This is a genomic window from Kineococcus sp. NPDC059986, from assembly GCF_040702905.1.
Classification (GTDB): Bacteria; Actinomycetota; Actinomycetes; order Actinomycetales; family Kineococcaceae; genus Kineococcus.
The window spans coordinates 145252-162450 of the sequence record NZ_JBFBND010000007.1 but is presented as its reverse complement, the minus strand read 5'-3'; the positions used below and the strand labels follow the sequence as shown (position 1 = coordinate 162450).

Here is a 17199-nt window from a genome sequence, read left to right as displayed (position 1 = left end):
ATGTGCTCGGCCAGCCAGCCCTCGTCGCGGCCCATGGCCGAGGCGATGCGCAGGGCGAAGCACTTCTTGCCCAGCAACGCGTTCCCGCCGTAGCCGGAGCCGAAGGAGAAGATCTCCCGGCTCTCGGGGAAGTGGGCGATGTACTTCAGGTCGTTGCACGGCCAGTGCAGGTCCTCCCGCGTCGTCCCCTGGTCGTCGACGAGCGGGTAGCCCACGGAGTGGACGGCGGGGACCCACGCCGTCCCCGGCGTGATGGCCGCGAGGGCCTCAGCGCCCATGTGCGTCATGATCCGCATCGAGACCACCGCGTACGGGGAGTCGGTGACCTGCACCCCGAGCTGGGAGATCGGCCCGCCCACCGGTCCCATCGAGAACGGGACCACGTACATCGTGCGGCCCCGCATCGACCCGGCGAACACCCCCGCGAGTTCCTCGCGCAGCGCGGTGGGTTCGCGCCAGTTGTTCGTCGGACCTGCGTCCTCGCGGCGGTGCGAGGCGATGAACGTGCGCGACTCCACCCGGGCGACGTCGGTCGTCGAGGAGCGGGCCAGGAACGAGCCGGGCCGCAGGTCCTCGTTGAGCCGGATCAGCGTGCCGGCCTCCACCATCTCCGAGGTCAGCCGGTCGAACTCCTCCTGGGACCCGTCGCACCAGACCACGGCGTCCGGTTCGGTGAGGGCCGCGACCTTGCGGACCCACGCCACGACGGAGGCGTCGGCGTGCGGGTGGTGGGCGCGGAGCCGCCCCGGTCGCTGCGGCTGCGTCGGCAGCAGCACGGGCGTGCCGGTCGGGCGCAGGGCCTCCGTCGGCTGGACGGGGACGTCACGCGTCAACTCGATGGTCACGTCGGCGTGCCTCCTTCGGGAGCGGTGTCGGGTGCGGTTCGTCTTCCGAGCATGTGGTCGACGCAACCCCCGGACAACGGTCGGAGGGGGTGAAGATCGGGCGTTCTTCACCTACCGTGAACCGCATGGCTCCGCTGCGCGTCGCTGCGCTCGAACCGCTGACCGATCCGGCGCTCGCCCCGCCGGTCCCGGAGACGGGTCTGGACGCCCTCACGGTGGGACGCCGGATCCGGCACCACCGGCAGGCCAAGGGGTGGACGCTGGCCCAGCTCGGGGAGGAGGTCGGCGCCGCGCAGAGCCAGCTCTCGCAGGTGGAGAACGGCAAGCGCGAACCCCGGTTGTCCCTCATCACGGCCGTCGCGCGGGCGCTCGGGGTGACGCCCTCGGACCTGCTCGACCCGGCCCCGCCGCCCAGCCGCCGCGCCGCGCTGGAGATCGAGCTCGACCACGCCCAGCGGTCCCCGCTCGCCCGCACGCTCGGACTGCCGGAGGTGCGGTCCAGCCGCAAGCTGCCGACCGACGCCCTCGAGGCGCTCGTCGAGCTGCACCGGGAACTCGCCCGCCGGCACGACGCGTCCAACGCCACCCCGGAGGAGGCGCGGCGCGCGAACACCGAGATCCGGATGCTCATGCGGGCCGTCGACAACCACCTGCCCGAGATCGAGGAACTCGCCGAGGACCTCGTCCGCGCGGCCGGGTACACCGTCGGCGCCCTCACCCACCGGCAGGTGGCGCGGATGGCGGGTGACCTGGGGTTCAGCATCATCCACGTCGAGGACCTGCCGCACTCCACGCGCACCGTCACCGACCTCGCGCACGGGCGCATCTACCTGCCGCCCGCCTCGATCCCGGGCGGTCACGGGCTGCGGTCCCTGGCGCTGCAGGCGATCGCCCACCGGGTGCTGGAGCACGAACGGCCCGCGAGCTACACGCAGTTCCTGCGCCAGCGGCTCGAGATCAACTACTTCGCGGCCTGCTGCCTGCTGCCCCGCAGCGCGGCCGTGGAGTTCCTGTCGGCGGCCAAGGCCGACAAGGACCTCGCCGTGGAGGACTTCCGCGACGCGTTCGGCGTCACGCACGAGGCGGCCGCGCACCGGCTGACGAACCTGCTCACGTCCCACCTGGGCATCCCCGTGCACTTCCTGCGCGTCGGCGACGACGGCGCCCTGTACCGCGGCTACGAGAACGACGGCGTGCCGTTCCCCGAGGACTCCTCCGGGGCCATCGAGGGACAACCCGTGTGCCGCCGGTGGACCGCCCGCACGGTGTTCGACGTCCGGAACCGGACGACCGAGAACTACCAGTACACCGACACCCCGGCGGGCACGTTCTGGTGCTCGAGCCAGACGGGCTCGAGCGACGACGGGGGTTTCTCCATCACCGTCGGCGTCCCCTACGCGCACGCGAAGTGGTTCCGCGGCCGCGACACCCGGGTCCGGACCAAGAGCACGTGCCCCGAGGCGGCGTGCTGCCGCCGGCCTCCGGAGGGTGTCGCGGAACGGTGGGCGGACCAGGCCTGGCCCAGCGCGCGCCTGCACGCCCAGACGCTGGCGCCGCTGCCGTCCGGGCGGTTCCCCGGCGTCGACGACCTCGAGGTGTACTCCTTCCTCGACTCCCACGCGCCGCGGACGCAAGGCCCCCCGGACGCCTGAGCTCCCGCGCGTGCGGGGGTCAGGGGTGCGTGCGAGGGTGCTGGGGAGGCCAGTTCCTGGCCCCACGCCGACCCGCGGTCCACCAGGACCGGTCCGGACCTGGAAGGGGCTCGCACCACCGTGTCGCTCACCGTCCCGCACACCCCCGCACCCGTCGTCACCGTCACACCGTCGGCGGGCACCGAACCCGCCTCGCCCGACGCCCTGCGCGCCCACGTCGCCGCGGCCGCTCTGCGTCCCTCCGGGACCGGGACGGTCGGCCTGGAACTCGAACGCCACGTGGTCGACCTGGCCGCCCCGCGACGCCGGGTGGGCTGGGACCGGCTCACCTCCCTCGTCGCCGGGTTCACCCCGCCCGCCGGTTCGCGCCTGACCCTGGAACCCGGCGGGCAGGTGGAGCTGTCCACCCCGCCCGGCGACCTCGTCGGCACCGTCGGCGCGCTCGAACGGGACGTCGCGGCCACGGACGCCCTGCTCGCCTCCGACGGCCTCGTCGCGCTCGCCGTCGGTCTGGACCCCGTCCGCCCGCCGGCCCGCGTGCACCCCGGGTCGCGCTACCGGGCCATGGAGGCGCACTTCGACGCCGTCGGCCACGGCCTCGACGGCGCGGCGATGATGGCGTCGACGGCGTCGCTGCAGGTCAACCTCGACGCCGGGCCCGCGGCGGGCTGGGCCGCGCGGCTGCAGCACGTGCGGCGGCTCACGCCGGTCCTCGTCGCCCTCGCCGCGACCTCCCCGCTGCGGGCAGGGGCGGCGACCGGCGCGGTGTGCGGGCGGCAGGACGTCTGGGGCCGGCTGGAACCGGGACGCTGCCGGGCCCCCGGCGCCGGCACGGACCCCGTCGAGGACTGGACGGAGTTCACGGTCGCCGCCCCCGTCATGTTCGTCCGGGCGCGGGCGACGGGGGAGTTCGTCCCCGTCCGCGGCACCGTCGCGTTCCGGGACTGGGCGGACGGGACCGTGCTCCTCGACGGCCGGCGGCCCGGCACCGACGACGTCGAGACCCACCTCACGACGCTGTGGCCGCCCGTCCGGCTGCGCGGTTTCGCGGAACTGCGCTTCCTCGACGCCGTCCCCGCCGCGTGGCGACCGGGGCTGGCGGCCGTCGTCGCGACGGTCGTCGACGACCCCGCCGCGGCGGACGCGGCAGCGGCAGCGGCCGACCCGGTGGCCGGTCGCGGCGCCGAGGCCGTCCGGCTCGGGCTGGGTGATCCCGCCCTGCGGCGGGCCGCGCTCGGCGTGGTCGAGGTGGCCGCCGCCCGGGTCGACCCCGCGCTCCGGCCCGCCGTGGAGGCGTGGGCCGACCTGCTCCGCGCGGGTCGCAGCCCCGTCGACCTCGTCCTGGACCGCTACCGCGCCGACGGCCCGGACGCCTGCCTGACCGCGGAGGAGCTCCGGTGAACACCCTCGACACGACCGACACGACCGACGCCACGCTCGCGGCCGCCGTCGCCGGGCTGGAGACCGCGCGGCGCACCACGACGCGGCTGACGGACGCCGTGGACGGCGAGCTCACCGTCCAGCACTCCCCGCTCATGAGCCCCCTCGTCTGGGACCTCGCGCACATCGGGCAGCAGGAGGAGCTGTGGCTCCTGCAGCAGGGGACCGGCGCCGCGCGGACGCCCGTCTTCCACCCGACGATCGCGTGCCTCTACGACGCCGCCGAGCACCCCCGGTCGATGCGGACGCAGCTGCCGCTGCTGGACCCGCGGGAGTCCCGCCGGGCCGTCGCCGACGTCCGCAACCGCGTGCTCGACCGGATCGCGCGCGTCCGCGCCGACGACCCCCGCGAGGCCGCGTTCGCGGTGGCGATGGTCGCGCAGCACGAGCACCAGCACGACGAGACGATGTTCGCGACGCACAGCCTGCGCTCGGGCGACCCCCTGCTCGCGCCCGCCGCGACCCCGCGGGGGCGGATCGTCCCGGCCGAGCCGGTCCTCGTCCCCGCGGGGGAGTTCCTGCTCGGCGTCGACCCCGCCGAGGAACCCTGGGCGCTCGACAACGAGCACCCGCAGCACCGCGTGCACGTGCCGGCCTTCCGGATCGGTCGCGTCCCGGTGACGAACGGGGAGTGGGCCGCGTTCGTCGACGACGGCGGCTACGACGACCCGCGGCACTGGACGCGCGAGGGCTGGGCCCACCGGCGGGCCGAGGGGATCACGACACCCCTGGGCTGGGCGCGGGACGGGGCGGGCGGCTGGACGCAGCGCCGGTTCGCGGTCGAGACGGCCCTGGACCCCACGACGCCCGTGCAGCACGTCGACGCCCACGAGGCGGAGGCCTACGCGCGGTGGGCGGGCGCGCGCCTACCGACCGAGGTCGAGTGGGAGAAGGCCTGCGCCTGGGACCCGGCGCTCGGGCGGCGCCGCCGCTGGCCCTGGGGGGAGCAGGCCCCCACCCCGGAGCACGCGAACCTCGGCGGGGACGCGCTGGGACCGGCACCGGTCGGCGCGTACCCGGCGGGGGCCAGCGCCTACGGCGTCGAGCAGACGATCGGTGACGTCTGGGAGTGGACGTCGTCGGAGTTCGCGCCGTGGCCGGGGTTCTCGCCCATGCTCTACGCCACGTACTCGGCGCCGTTCTTCGGCGGCGGTTACCGGGTGCTGCGGGGCGGGTCGTGGGCCAGCACCGCGCTGTCGGTGCGGCCGTCCTTCCGGAACTGGGACTGGCCCGTGCGGCGGCAGATCTTCACGGGCCTGCGCCTGGCCTGGGACGCCTGAGGTGTGCCGGCACACGGCGTGGCTCGGGACGCCCGCGAGCCTGGCCGGGCTGCTGCTCGACCGGCCGCACGGTCTGCTGCAGCAGAGCTGGGCCCCGCGACGGCAGCGGCACGGCACGGTCAACGCCGACGGCTGGGGCGCCGCCTGGTGGACGGGGGCGCGGGCCGAACCCGCCCGCTGGCGCCGCGCGGCCCCGCTGTGGGCCGACGCGTCGCTGGCCTCCGTGGCCCCGCACGTCGCCGCGGGGTGCGTCCTGGCGGCCGTGCGGGACGCGACCGTCGGGATGCCCGCGGACGAGACCGCCTGCGCGCCCTTCGTCCGCGGGGGCTGGGCCCTGTCGCACAACGGGCGCGTCGACCGGTCCGTCCTGCCCGCGAGCGCCTGGCCGGACGCCGAGTCGGTGTGCGACTCCGCCGTCCTCGCGTCCTGGCTGCTCGCGGCCCCCGACGAGATCGGCCCGCGCGTGCGGGTCGCGGGGGAGGCCGACCCCTCGGCCCGGCTCAACGTCCTGGCCGCGGACGGTGCGCGCCTCGTCGCGACGGTGTGGGGGGACACCCTCAGCGTCCTGCGGACCGGGGACGGGGTCGTCGTGGCGAGCGAACCCCACGACGACGACCCGCGGTGGGAGGACGTCCCGGACCGCTCGCTCGTCGAGGTCGACGCGGCGGGGGTCCGCGTCAGCCCGCTGTAGGGGACCTCAGGCGAAGCGGACGACGTCCTTGGGGGCCAGTCGCGGCATCCGGGGACGGAACGCGTCCTGCGCCGCCGGGTAGCCGATGTTGACCACGAGCTCGGACTTCCACGGCGTCCCCGCGAAGAACTCCGCGTCGACCCCGGCCTTGTCGAACCCGGCCATCGGGCCGGCGGCCAGACCCAGCGCGCGGACGGCGAGGATGAGGTACCCCGCCTGCAGCGCAGCGCTGTAGCCGCCCATCTCCGCCCGCATCCCGTCGTTCTCCTCCAGCACCGGCTGCAGCCCGGACAGGTAGGGCGCCACGTGCGGGATGGCGTCGTGGAAGCGGTCGTCACGGGCCAGGACGGCGGTGACGGGGGCCGTCGCGGCGCGGTCGCGGTTCTGCTCGGCGAGCAGGGGCAGCAGGCGCTCGCGGCCCTGCGCGGAGCGGACGAACAGCAGGCGCAGGGGCTGCAGGTTCGCCGCGGTCGGCGCCCAGCGCGCGAGGTCCCAGAGTTCGGTGAGCTGGGCGTCGGTCACGGGGGTGGGGGCGAAGCGTTGCACGGTGTGCGCGTCGGTGAACAGGGCGGCGCGGGCGTCGGCGTCCAGCACCAGGGGGCGGTCGTCCAGAGCGGTCATGCTCGTCTCCTCGAATCCACTACGGTCAGCGGGGCTGCTTCGAAAAAAAGAGTAGCAGCGGTACGTGAAGCGTCAAGGGGTAGACTCGAGGTCGTGGAGCACAGCGCGAAGTCCTGCGACGGAGCCCTCGCGCGCGCCTTCGGCTTCCTCGGCAAGCGCTGGAACGGGATCCTGCTCGCCACCCTCGGCAACGGCCCGGCCGGCTTCTCCGACCTGCGCCGCAGCGTCGGCGGGATCAGCGACTCGGTGCTGTCCGACCGGCTCGCCGAACTCGCCCGTGCCGGCCTCGTCCAGCGCACCGTCCACGAGGGACCGCCCGTCGCGGTCGTCTACGACCTCACCGACGCGGGGCGGGCCCTCGCTCCGGCGCTGGCCGAACTCACGTCCTGGGCACGGGACAACCTGCCCGAGGAGGAGTGCCGACGCGGGGCGTGACGCCCCCGGGCTCAGTCCTCGAACGTGTTGAGCATGCTGTGCGCCGCGCGGTCGAGGTAGTCCCACAGGACACCTTCCTGCGCGGGCGGCAGCGCGAGGGACTCCACCGCCGCGCGCATGTGCGTCAGCCACCGGTCGCGGGCGTCCGGGTTGACCTTGAACGGGGCGTGCCGCATCCGCAGCCGCGGGTGACCGCGCTGCTCGGAGTAGGTCGTCGGGCCGCCCCAGTACTGCTCGAGGAACAGCAGCAACCGCTCCTTGGCGGGCCCGAGGTCGGCCTCGGGGTACATCGGGCGCAGCACCTCGTCGGCCGCGACTCCGTCGTAGAACGCGTCGACGAGGCGGACGAACGTCGCGTGCCCGCCCACCTCGTCGAAGAACGTCCGGGGGCCGCCGTCCGGTCCCGCGGGCGTGCGCCCGATGAGGTTCTGCGGGCGGACGAACGGCAGGTCGGGGCTCACCGCACCAGTGTCGCCTCCGGACGGACGTCGACCGACGCGGGGGCGTCGCCGGTGCTCCGGGCCTCCTCGCGGGCCATCGACTCCGCGGCCTTCTTGACGTTCTCCTGCATCCCGCCGAAGACGACGCCGTGGAACGGGCTGATCGCCGCCCAGTACGCCTGGCCCGCGAGCCCCCGGGGGTGGAACAGTGCCCGCTGCTGGAAGAGCGTGCGGCCCACCGGGTCCCGGCTCACCCGCAGGTCCAGCCAGGCCAGTCCGGGCAGCTTCATCTCCGCCCGCAGGCGCAGCAGCTCGTCCTCCTGCCGCTCCTCCACGCGCCACCAGTCGACGGCGTCGCCGACCATGAGGTGCCGCGGGTCCCGGCGGCCCCGGCGCAGGCCCGGCCCACCCGAGAAGCGGTCCATGACCCCGCGCACGGCCCACGCCATGGGCCAGGAGTACCAGCCCTGCTCGCCGCCGATGCCCTCCAGCACGCGCCACAGCTCGTGCGGGGAGGCGTCGACGACCGTCGTCCGCTCGTCGACGTAGAGGTTCCCGCCCGCCCAGTCCGGATCGGTCGGGAGCGGGTCGCTCGGGGCTCCCGGCACCGACGCCGAGCTCCAGCGCGTCGTGACGTCGGCCTCCTGGATGCGCTTGAGGGCCAGCTCCACCGCGCGGCGGAACGGCGTCAGACCCTCCGGCGGGTCCGGGACGTACCGTTCGACGTCCTTCTCCTTGCACACGACCTCGTGCACGAGGCTCTCCACGAGGGGGCGGGCGATGGACCCGGGGACGGGCGTGATCGTGCCGACCCAGTGGCTCGACAGTCGCGGCGACATGACCTTCACCGGGAGCACGTGGCGCTTGGGCAGCCCCGCGGCGTCGGCGTAGCCACGCATCATGTCCAGGTAGGTCATGACGTCCGGACCGCCCACGTCGAACGTGCGGTTCACGTCGTCGGGCATCGAGGCGGAGCCGACGAGGTAGCGCAGGACGTCCCGCACCGCGATGGGCTGGATGCGGTTGTAGACCCAGGCGGGGCAGACCATGACGGGCAGCCGCTCGGTGAGGTACCGCATCATCTCGAAGCTCGCCGACCCCGACCCGAGGATGACCGCGGCCTGCAGCACCGTCGCCGGCACGGGGGCGTCGAGCAGGATCTCCCCGACCTCCCGGCGCGACTCCAGGTGCGTCGACAGCTCCTCGTCCTCCGGGTGCAGGCCCCCGAGGTAGACGATGCGCCGCACCCCCTGGTCCGCCGCGGCGCGGGCGAACGTCCGGGCCGTGCGGCGGTCCTTGGCCGCGAACGACGAGCCCCCGCTCATGGCGTGGATGAGGTAGTAGGCGACGTCCACGCCCTCCAGAGCCGCGGTCACCTGGTCGCGGTCGGAGGCGTCGGCGCCGACGACCTCGACCTGGTCGATCCACGGGCGGTCGCGCAACTGCTCGGGCCGCCGGGCCAGCGCCCGCACCCGGAACCCCGCCTCGAGCAGTTCGGGCACGAGGCGGCCCCCGATGTACCCCGTCACCCCCGTGACGAGGGCGAGCCGGCCGTTCCCGGCCAGGACTTCGTCGAGGGCCCCGTGGGGGGCGTCGGTCGTGGACTCGCTCATGCCGTCCAGTCTCGGAGCGGGCACGCCGCCGCGCGAGCCGACCGCTCACAGCCCCCGGTTGACGCGGGACGGGTCGGCGGCCGCGGCGTCCTGCGCGGCGACGTCGGCCTCGCTCGGCGGCGGCGGTTGCGGGGCGACGACGGCGTTGGGGTCCCGCAGCGGACGAGCCTGCCGGGGTCCGTCGTCGTGCCGCAGGAACACCCGCTGCGCGAGCGGGAACTCGATGCCCTCGGCGTCGAACGCCGCCTTGATGCGCCGCCGCAGTTCGCGCTGGACCGCCCACTGCTGCATCGGCGCCGTCTTGACGACGAGCCGCAGGACGATGCCGTCGGTCGTCATCTGCTCCACGCCCCACACCTCGGGCTCGTCCAGGACGAGGGGTTTCCACTCCTCCTCCGCGACGAGGTGGTCGGCGAGGCGCTGCAGCACCTCCTGCGCCCGGGACAGGTTCTCCCCGTAGGCCACCGACACGTCGACGACCGCCCGGGCCCAGCCCTGGCTCTGGTTCCCCACGCGCAGGATCTCGCCGTTGCGCACGTACCAGACCGTGCCCTTGACGTCCCGCAACCGCGTGACCCGCAGTCCCACGGCCTCCACGGTGCCGGACGCGTCCCCGAGGTCGACCGAGTCACCGACGCCGTACTGGTCCTCGGCGAGCATGAAGATGCCGGACAGGAAGTCCTTGACGAGGGCCTGCGCCCCGAACCCCAGCGCCACCCCGGCGATCCCGGCCGAGGCCAGGAAGGGGGCGATGGCGATGCCGACGGTGTCGAGCACCATGAGGATCGCGAGCATCCCCAGCACGAACGTCACCGTGCTCTTGAGCACCGAGGCCAGCGTCTCGGCCCGCTGCTGACGGCGTTCGTTGAGCAGGGGGGAGGACTCCAGCAAGCCGCCCCGCCGGCCGCCGCCGAGCTTGCCCGCCCCCGTGGAGATGCCCGTCGCGATCCGGCCGATGAGCCGCATCGCCAGGTACCGGGCGATCCAGCACACGAGCAGGATGACGACGACCTTGAGGGGTTTGTCGAGCAGGAAGCCCACGACGTCCTGGGCGCCGGCCTGAGCCTGCGCCGAGTCCACGCCGTCGAGGGCCTGCGTGATCGAGTCGAGCACGGTGTGGGGTGTCTCCTTGTTCCGTCAGGGCCGGTCGTCTCGATCCGTCAGGACCGGTCGTCGAGGTGGTCCAGCGACAGTCCCGTCGCCCGCGCCGCGAACGCCAGGGTGTCGCGGACCAGCCCTGCGCTGCGCGACACCGACCGCGCGCCGTGGCCGACGTCCTTCTCCCGCCGCAGCAGCACGGGGCGCTGCGCCGGGTCGCTGGACGTCGCGTGCTGCAGGGCGGCGCAGAGCTTGCGCGCGTGGAGGGGGTCGACGCGGCTGTCGCCGTCGAAGACGGTGAAGAGCACCGCGGGGTAGGCCGTCCCCTCCACGACCCGGTGGTAGGGGGAGTAGGCGTGCAGCCAGCCGAACTCCTCGGCGTCGGCCGCCGTCCCGTACTCGTCGTTCCACGTCGCGCCCAGGCCGTGCAGCTCGTAGCGCACCATGTCCAGCAGCGGCGCCGAGCACACCACCCCGGCGAAGAGCGAGGGTTCCTGGGTGGCGGCCGCGCCCACGAGGAGGCCCCCGTTCGACCCGCCGTGCACGCACAGCTGCGCCGGGGTCGTCCAGCCGCCGGCGACGAGGAAGCGGGCCGCGGCGTGGAAGTCGTCGAAGACGTTCTGCTTGCGTCCCCGCATCCCGGCCCGGTGCCAGTCCTCGCCCTCCTCGCCGCCGCCGCGCAGGTTCGCCACGGCGTACACGCCGCCGGCCTCCACCCACGCGAGGGCGTCGGGGGCGTAATGCGGGGACAGGCTGATGCCGAACCCGCCGTAGCCGTACAGGACGGTCGGCGCCGGGGTGCGCGGGACCCCGTCCCCGTCCAGCAGGTCGGCGCGCGCCGTCACCTGCAGCCGGACGACGGTGCCGTCCAGGCTCGGGTACTCCAGCAGCCGGCTCACCACGGCGGGCACCTCGACGGCCCCCGGCGGCGCGGCCTCGACGGTCAGCGCGCGGGTCCGGGCGTCGAGGTGCCACACGTGCGACGGCGTCGTGGTGTCGGTGTAGCCGAACCACAGCTCGTGCCCGCCCTCGGGACGGCCGACGAGCCCGCCGATGGCACCCGTCCCCGGCAGGTCGATGCGACCCGCCGCGCCCTCGAGCCGCCGGCCCGTCGCGAGGTCGTGCACCGTCACGGAGCTGACGGCGTGCTCGGTCCAGCCGACGACGAGCAGCGGGTCGGGCAGCTCGGGGCCGTCGAGGACGGCGACGTCGTCGAGCAGGGCGTCGGCCTGCGGGACGAGGTCCGTCCAGTGCTCCACCTCCGGCGTCGCCGGGTCGGTGACGGCGAGGCGGCCGCGCGGGGCGTCGAGGTCGGTGAACACGTACAGCCGGCCGTCGCGGCCGACCCAGGCGCTCGTGCTCGCGTCGCGCCCCTCGACCACGGTCCGGAACCGCGGCCGGGCCGGGTCGCCGTCGGCGAGGTCGGCGATCCACACGTCGTTGCGGGGGGCGGTGCCCGCGGCGGCCGTCACGACGAGCCAGCGGCCGTCGCGGGAGGTCCAGACCCCGTAGTAGTTCGTCATCGCGCGGCCGGCCCCGAAGACCTCCACGTCGGTGTCGGGGTCGGTGCCGACGACGTGCAGGTGGACGCGGCGGTGGTACTGCTGCTCGTCCTCGGGCACGGACTCCGGGGGCTCGCGGCGCACGTAGTAGAAGGAGCGGCGGCCCTCACGGGCCGGCAGCCACGCGACGGGGGAGTAGCGGGCCCGGTCGATCGGTCCGTCGACGACCTCGCCCGTCGTCGCGTCCAGGACGCGCAGGACGCTCTCCTCGCTGCCGCCCTCCGACAGCTGGTAGGCGACGAGGTCGCCCTCGACGTCCGGGCGCCACGCGTCGAGCGTCGTCGTCCCCGAGGGGTCCAGGGCGACCGGGTCGACGAGCACGCGCGGCGGCGCTCCCGGGTCGGTGACGGTGAGCACGCCGTGCTCGGCGTCGGGGTCGCGGTGGGTGCGGAAGACCCGGTCGCCCCGGTGGACGGGGGTGCCCACCGACCCGGTCGCCATGAGCTCACGGACCCGACGCTCCAGGCCCGCGCGCCCGGGCAGCTGCGCGGCCCAGCGCTCCCACGCCTCGTCCTGCCACGCCGACCACGCCTCGGTCCGCGGGTCGGAGGCGTCCTCCAGCCAGCGGTACGGGTCGGCGACCCGGACGCCGTGCAGCTCCTCGACGAGGTCGAGGCGGGGGGCGACGTCGGTGCCCGGCCCCGCGGCGGGACGGTCCGGGGACGGCTGGGTGTCCATGGACGACCACCCTAGGTCGGGGCCCCGACACGGCGGGCGCGCCCCGCCACGCTCCGCCGCCGGCCCGCCCGGACCCTCCACGGCTCCCGCGCGGTGCCCGCGCGAGGTCCCCGTGTGACGTCCACGTGAACCCTGCGTCTCGGACGCGCCAGGGGGCAGCGGGTCTGGCAGAGTCGCCGGGTGGCCACCGATTCCTCGACCGCCGAGCTCGGCGCCGAGCTCACCGACCTCGCGACGGCCTGCGGGGTCGCCACCACCTTCACGGACTGGCAGGGCCGGGCCACCACCGTCCCGGCTTCGACCGTGACGGCCGTCCTGACGGCGATGGGGCTGGACGTCTCCTCGCGCGAGGCCGTCCGGGACGCGCTGCACGAGGTGAAGCAGCGGCCCTGGCGACGCGTGCTGCCCCCCGTCGTCGTGGCCCGCGAGGGGCGCCTGCACCCCGTGCCGGTGCACGTCGCCCACGGCGACCCCGTCGACGTGACCGTCGAGCTCGAGGACGACCAGGGCTGGGCGCCGCTGCGCCAGCTGGACCGCTGGGTCGACCCCGTCCGCATCGACGGCCGGCTCACCGGCCGCGCCACCTTCGAGCTGCCCGACGACCTCCCGCTGGGTTGGCACGTGCTGACGGCCCGCACCCCGGACGGGGTGACCCGGTGCCCCGTCGTCGTCACCCCCGACGTGCTGGAACTGCCGACGACGTTGCGCACGGGCCGCAGCTGGGGCTACCAGGCCCAGCTCTACTCGGTCCGATCGTCCCGGTCGTGGGGGGTGGGCGACCTGGCCGACCTCGCCGAGCTCGCCGCCGTCGCCGCTGGTCAGGGGGCCGGCTGGGTCCTGGTGAACCCGCTCGCCGCGGCGCAGCCCGTGGCGCCCATGGAGCCGTCGCCCTACCTGCCGACGACGCGCCGCTTCGTCAACCCGGTCTACCTGCGCGTCGAGGACGTGCACGAGGTCGCGTACCTGTCCCCGGGCGACCGCGCCCTCGTCGAGCGCTTCGCCGACCAGGTCCGGCCCGCCGACCACGACAGCTCCGAGATCGACCGCGACGCCGCGTGGGCGGCCAAGCGGCAGGCCCTCGAGGTCGTGTACGCCCACGGCCGCACCCTGTCCCGCGAGGCCGCCTTCCGCCGGTACGTCGCCGACGAGGACCCCGGCCTGACGGGGTTCGCCACGTGGTGCGCGCTCGCCGAACGCTTCGGGCTGCCCGCGGCCGACTGGCCCGCCGCGGCCGCGGACCCCGAGGCCGCACGCGCCAGCGGGCTCGTGGAAGAGCTCGCCGACCGCATCGAGTTCCACCGCTGGCTGCAGTGGCAGTGCGACGAGCAGCTGCGCACGGCACAGGACGCCGCGACGGCGCCCGGCACGGGGCCGGGCATCGTCCACGACCTCGCCGTCGGCGTGCACCCCGACGGCGCCGACGTCTGGTCGCTCGGCGACGCCCTCGCCCACGGCGTGACCGTCGGCGCCCCGCCGGACGCGTTCAACCAGCAGGGCCAGGACTGGAGCCAGCCGCCGTGGCGGCCCGACCAGCTCGCGGAGGTCGCCTACGCCCCGTTCCGCGACATGGTCCGCACGATCCTGCGGCACGCCGGCGGCCTGCGGATCGACCACGTCATCGGGTTGTTCCGGCTCTGGTGGATCCCTCAGGACGCGGCGCCGTCGGCGGGGACCTACGTCCGGTACGACCACGACGCCCTCATCGGGATCCTGGCCCTGGAGGCCCAGCGCGCCGGAGCCGTCCTCGTCGGCGAGGACCTCGGCACCGTCGAGCCGTGGGTGCGGGACTACCTCGCCGACCGCGGCATCCTCGGCAGCGCGGTCCTGTGGTTCGAGTACGACGGGGAGCGGCCGAAGGCCCCCGAGGCCTACCGCGAGCTGGCCCTGGCGAGCGTCACGGTCCACGACCTGCCGCCCACCGCGGGCTACCTCGCCCAGGAGCACGTCGCGCTGCGCGACCGGCTCGGACTGCTCACGCGACCCGTCGCCGAGGAGCGCGCCCAGGACGCGGCCGAGCAGGAACGCATCCTCGGTCTCGTCCGCGACCGCGGGCTGCTGGCCGAGGGTGCCGACGAGCAGGCGACCGTCGAGGCGCTGCACCGCTACCTGGCGCTCTCGCCCTCGCTCATGGTCGGCGTCTCCCTCGTCGACGCCGTCGGCGACCGCCGCACCCAGAACCAGCCCGGCACGTCCGACGAGTACCCGAACTGGCGGATGCCGTTGACGGGGCCGGACGGCAAGGTCGTCCTGCTCGACGACCTCGCGGACGACGTGCGGGCGCAGTCGCTGGCCCGGGCCGTCGACGAGGCCCTGCGCTCCTGAACCGGGGACGTCTCCTCGTCGCCGTGACCTCCCAGCGCGAGATCACCCGCGGTAGAGGGGGTTCGTGGTAGGCGTCCGTGGCCGACGCGACGGCCGGTCGGCGTTCTCGCGCGCAGGCTCGTGCCAGGCCGAGATCGACGCCGGGTGGGTCACGTGAGGCGCACCGCCACCGAGGCCCGCGTCGTTCCCGCCCCGCCCCGGGAGGTCACCGGGCACCCCGCAGCAGGCGATGACCGCGTGCGGCAGGCCGCGAACGCCGACGATCACGAAGGGGACAGCAGTCGGTGGTGCACCTGCTCCCGCAGAGCGGTCGGGAGGCGGGCGAGGGTGCTCATCGGGCACGGGTGGCTGCGCAGCGCCTGGGACACCACCTCGATCAGGACGTCGAGGTGGACGGCGTCGGCGTAGACGAGGAACCCGTGGGCGCGCCCTTCCTGGTCGTCGGCAGCCAGCGCGTCCTGCGTCAAGGTCAGCCAGGGGTCGGGGCTGGGTGGGAGCTCGTCACCCCACACGTCGCCCAGGAAGGCGCGGACCGCCAACGCACGATTGGCCGGCGGGGCCCCACGGGTGCTGGGGGCGGGGCGTGAGAGGTCAGGTGTCTCGGGGACGGTGGCGCGACGTGAGGCGCACGTCTCGCGAACCCTCTGGGCCTGACGGCGGACGAGCCGAGCGTGTTCTCGGGCGAGCTGGGCCCTGACGATCGTCTCCACCGCCGGGGAGGCCCCGCTCGATGCACTGGCGCCAGTGCGAGCGGTGGTGTCCGAGGTGGGGGGTGCGGGAGGGGCGGGGCGCTGAGTCATGACGGCTCCGGTGGGACGCGGTCTGTTCAGGTCTGCCCCGAGGAGGGGCAGGTGGTGCGAGTCGGTGCTGGCCCGCGCCCCTGTGCAGCTCTGCTGCGGGGGAGGGCCGCCTGCCCTGACCTGGACCGGCGAGAGGTGTCGTCACCGGCTGGCGCACCGGTGTCCTCCACCACCTGACTACACAGTCGACGGCGCAGAGGCAACGTGAACGGCGTCGTCGGCGGCGGGCTGCCTCGATCCTCGGTGGAAAGGATGACGTCCCCTGGAGTGGTGTAACTCCTCGCGCGTGAAGCGCTGCGTTTCGGACTATGCCGTGAGCGCGGTAGTCGTGTCGAGCGTGGCAGTCATGTCGGGGTTCGTGGCGCCCGCAGTGGCGGGCAGGGCAGTTGGCTCTGGCGGGCTCAGCGGCGCCATCGAGGCCTCGGAGAGGTAGCGCCGTTCCCCGGACTGCCACTCGTCGTGGGCTTCGATCAGGACGCAGCCGGCGAGGCGGAGCAGGGCCTTCGCGTTGGGGAAGATGCCCACCACGTCGGTGCGGCGCTTGACCTCCCGGTTCAACCGTTCCAGCGGATTCGTCGACCAGATCTTGCGCCAATGCGCCTCGGGGAACACCGCGAAGGCCGTGACGTCGGGGCCGGCCTCATCGAGCATGTCGGCGACGACCGGGAACTTGCTGCGCAGGCTGTCGGCGACGACGCGGACCTGCTCGGTGACAGCGGTCGGGGACGGTTGGACGAAGATGGTGCGGACCATCGCCGCGACCGCATCCGCCTGCCCCTTGGTGACTTTCGCGAGGACGTTGCGCATGAAGTGGACCCGGCATCTCTGCCAGCTGGCGCCGGCCATGGACTGTTCGATTGCCGAGACCAGGCCGCGGTGCTGGTCGGAGATCACCAACTGGACCCCGTGCAGGCCGCGGTCGCGCAGCCTTCCAGAAGTCGAGGGTCTCAGCGTCACCAACGTTGCAGCCCAGCACCTCGCGGTGACCGTCGGCGGTCACCCCGGTGGCGATGACGACCGCCTGAGACACCACCCGACCGCCGATGCGGGCCTTGCAGTACGTCGCGTCCAGGAACACGTAAGGCGTGGCCTGGGCGTCCAGCGGCCGGGTGCGGAACGCCTCGACCTCGGTGTCGAGGTCGACGCAGATCCGGGAGACCTCCGACTTGCTGATGCCGGACTCGACGCCCAGAGCCTCGACGAGGTCGTCGACCTTCCGCGTCGAGACGCCATGGATGTAGGCCTCCATGACCACTGCGTGCAGGGCGCGGTCGATGCGTCGACGCGGGTGCAGCAGGGTCGGGAAGAACGAGCCGGTGCGGGTCTTGGGGATCTTCACCGCCAGGTCCCCGGCGGCGGTGGCGACGAGGCGGTCACGGGCGCCGTTGCGCTGGGTCGTGCGCGTTGCTGAGCGCTCGTGCGGGGCGGCGCCGATGTGGTGCTCGGCTTCGGCGTCGATGAGGGCTTGCAGGGCGCCTTGCAGGATCCGACGCATGAGCTGGCCGTCGTCGGCCGTAGTGAGTGAGTCGGTGAGGGTGGACAGGGCAGACTGGGCCTCGAGGGCCATCGCGTTGATCTCCTTCTACGGGTTCCTTGGCGGGTACTCGCAGAGCTTCACGCGGTGGTCCTCACCTGCTGTCCGGGACACGCCGGTCCGGTCAGGCTGGTGGGGCCGAAATACACCACTCCAGGGGACTCACCCGTGGAAAGGCTCGCGCAGCA

The 17199-nt window shown here is 74.4% G+C and carries 12 protein-coding genes and 2 pseudogenes; 6 read left to right on the top strand and 8 right to left on the bottom strand.

The features are described 5' to 3' along the window. Window positions 1-704 (bottom strand): annotated as a pseudogene (locus tag AB0637_RS07985) (phosphoenolpyruvate carboxykinase); the annotation flags it as partial. A 266-nt stretch (window positions 705-970) separates the two neighbouring features. Between AB0637_RS07985 and AB0637_RS07980 the strand changes: the two are divergent. From AB0637_RS07980 to egtC, 4 genes are all read left to right on the top strand, one after another. Beyond that, entirely contained in the window at window positions 971-2497 is a 1527-nt protein-coding gene (locus tag AB0637_RS07980) for a helix-turn-helix domain-containing protein (protein ID WP_366171077.1), read from the top strand. 120 nt (window positions 2498-2617) lie between these two features. Continuing rightward, a complete protein-coding gene (locus AB0637_RS07975; protein ID WP_366171075.1) occupies window positions 2618-3898 on the top strand; it encodes a glutamate-cysteine ligase family protein in 1281 nt (426 codons plus the stop codon). Between the two features lie 56 nt (window positions 3899-3954). Further along, complete coding sequence (egtB, locus tag AB0637_RS07970; RefSeq protein WP_366171099.1) at window positions 3955-5217, top strand: ergothioneine biosynthesis protein EgtB; 1263 nt, start codon at window positions 3955-3957, stop codon at window positions 5215-5217. A 1-nt stretch (window position 5218) separates the two neighbouring features. Further along, window positions 5219-5908 carry an ergothioneine biosynthesis protein EgtC gene (gene egtC / locus AB0637_RS07965; RefSeq protein WP_366171073.1) on the top strand — a complete coding sequence of 230 codons (690 nt, stop codon included), beginning with the start codon at window positions 5219-5221 and terminating at the stop codon, window positions 5906-5908. 6 nt (window positions 5909-5914) lie between these two features. On the opposite strand, the gene AB0637_RS07960 is transcribed toward egtC, so the two are convergent. Next, window positions 5915-6529, bottom strand: a complete 615-nt coding sequence (locus AB0637_RS07960) for a malonic semialdehyde reductase (protein WP_366171072.1) — start codon at window positions 6527-6529, stop codon at window positions 5915-5917. Window positions 6530-6622: 93 nt separating this feature from the next. Here AB0637_RS07960 and AB0637_RS07955 point away from each other — a divergent pair, with 93 nt between their 5' ends. Then, the gene (locus tag AB0637_RS07955) at window positions 6623-6964 is read left to right on the top strand and encodes a helix-turn-helix domain-containing protein (RefSeq protein ID WP_366171071.1); all 342 of its coding nucleotides are present in this window, start codon (window positions 6623-6625) and stop codon (window positions 6962-6964) included. Window positions 6965-6975: 11 nt separating this feature from the next. Here AB0637_RS07955 and AB0637_RS07950 read toward each other — a convergent pair whose 3' ends face one another. Genes AB0637_RS07950 through AB0637_RS07935 form a run of 4 tightly spaced genes read right to left on the bottom strand, consistent with a single transcriptional unit; the run spans window position 6976 to window position 12355 of the window. Further along, the gene (locus AB0637_RS07950; RefSeq protein ID WP_366171097.1) at window positions 6976-7386 is read right to left on the bottom strand and encodes a globin; all 411 of its coding nucleotides are present in this window, start codon (window positions 7384-7386) and stop codon (window positions 6976-6978) included. Window positions 7387-7421: 35 nt separating this feature from the next. Next, window positions 7422-9017 carry an SDR family oxidoreductase gene (locus tag AB0637_RS07945; protein ID WP_366171070.1) on the bottom strand — a complete coding sequence of 532 codons (1596 nt, stop codon included), beginning with the start codon at window positions 9015-9017 and terminating at the stop codon, window positions 7422-7424. 45 nt (window positions 9018-9062) lie between these two features. Then, complete coding sequence (locus tag AB0637_RS07940) at window positions 9063-10130, bottom strand: mechanosensitive ion channel family protein (RefSeq protein ID WP_366171068.1); 1068 nt, start codon at window positions 10128-10130, stop codon at window positions 9063-9065. Between the two features lie 47 nt (window positions 10131-10177). After that, window positions 10178-12355, bottom strand: a complete 2178-nt coding sequence (locus AB0637_RS07935; protein ID WP_366171066.1) for a prolyl oligopeptidase family serine peptidase — start codon at window positions 12353-12355, stop codon at window positions 10178-10180. Between the two features lie 180 nt (window positions 12356-12535). Here AB0637_RS07935 and malQ point away from each other — a divergent pair, with 180 nt between their 5' ends. Then, window positions 12536-14677: a 4-alpha-glucanotransferase gene (gene malQ / locus AB0637_RS07930; protein WP_366171064.1), complete on the top strand. Its 2142-nt coding sequence runs from the start codon at window positions 12536-12538 to the stop codon at window positions 14675-14677. 263 nt (window positions 14678-14940) lie between these two features. On the opposite strand, the gene AB0637_RS07925 is transcribed toward malQ, so the two are convergent. Both AB0637_RS07925 and AB0637_RS07920 read right to left on the bottom strand, forming a co-directional pair. Next, window positions 14941-15216: a hypothetical protein gene (locus AB0637_RS07925; protein WP_366171062.1), complete on the bottom strand. Its 276-nt coding sequence runs from the start codon at window positions 15214-15216 to the stop codon at window positions 14941-14943. A 567-nt stretch (window positions 15217-15783) separates the two neighbouring features. Next, window positions 15784-16972 (bottom strand): annotated as a pseudogene (locus AB0637_RS07920) (IS256 family transposase). Window positions 16973-17199 lie beyond the last annotated feature (227 nt).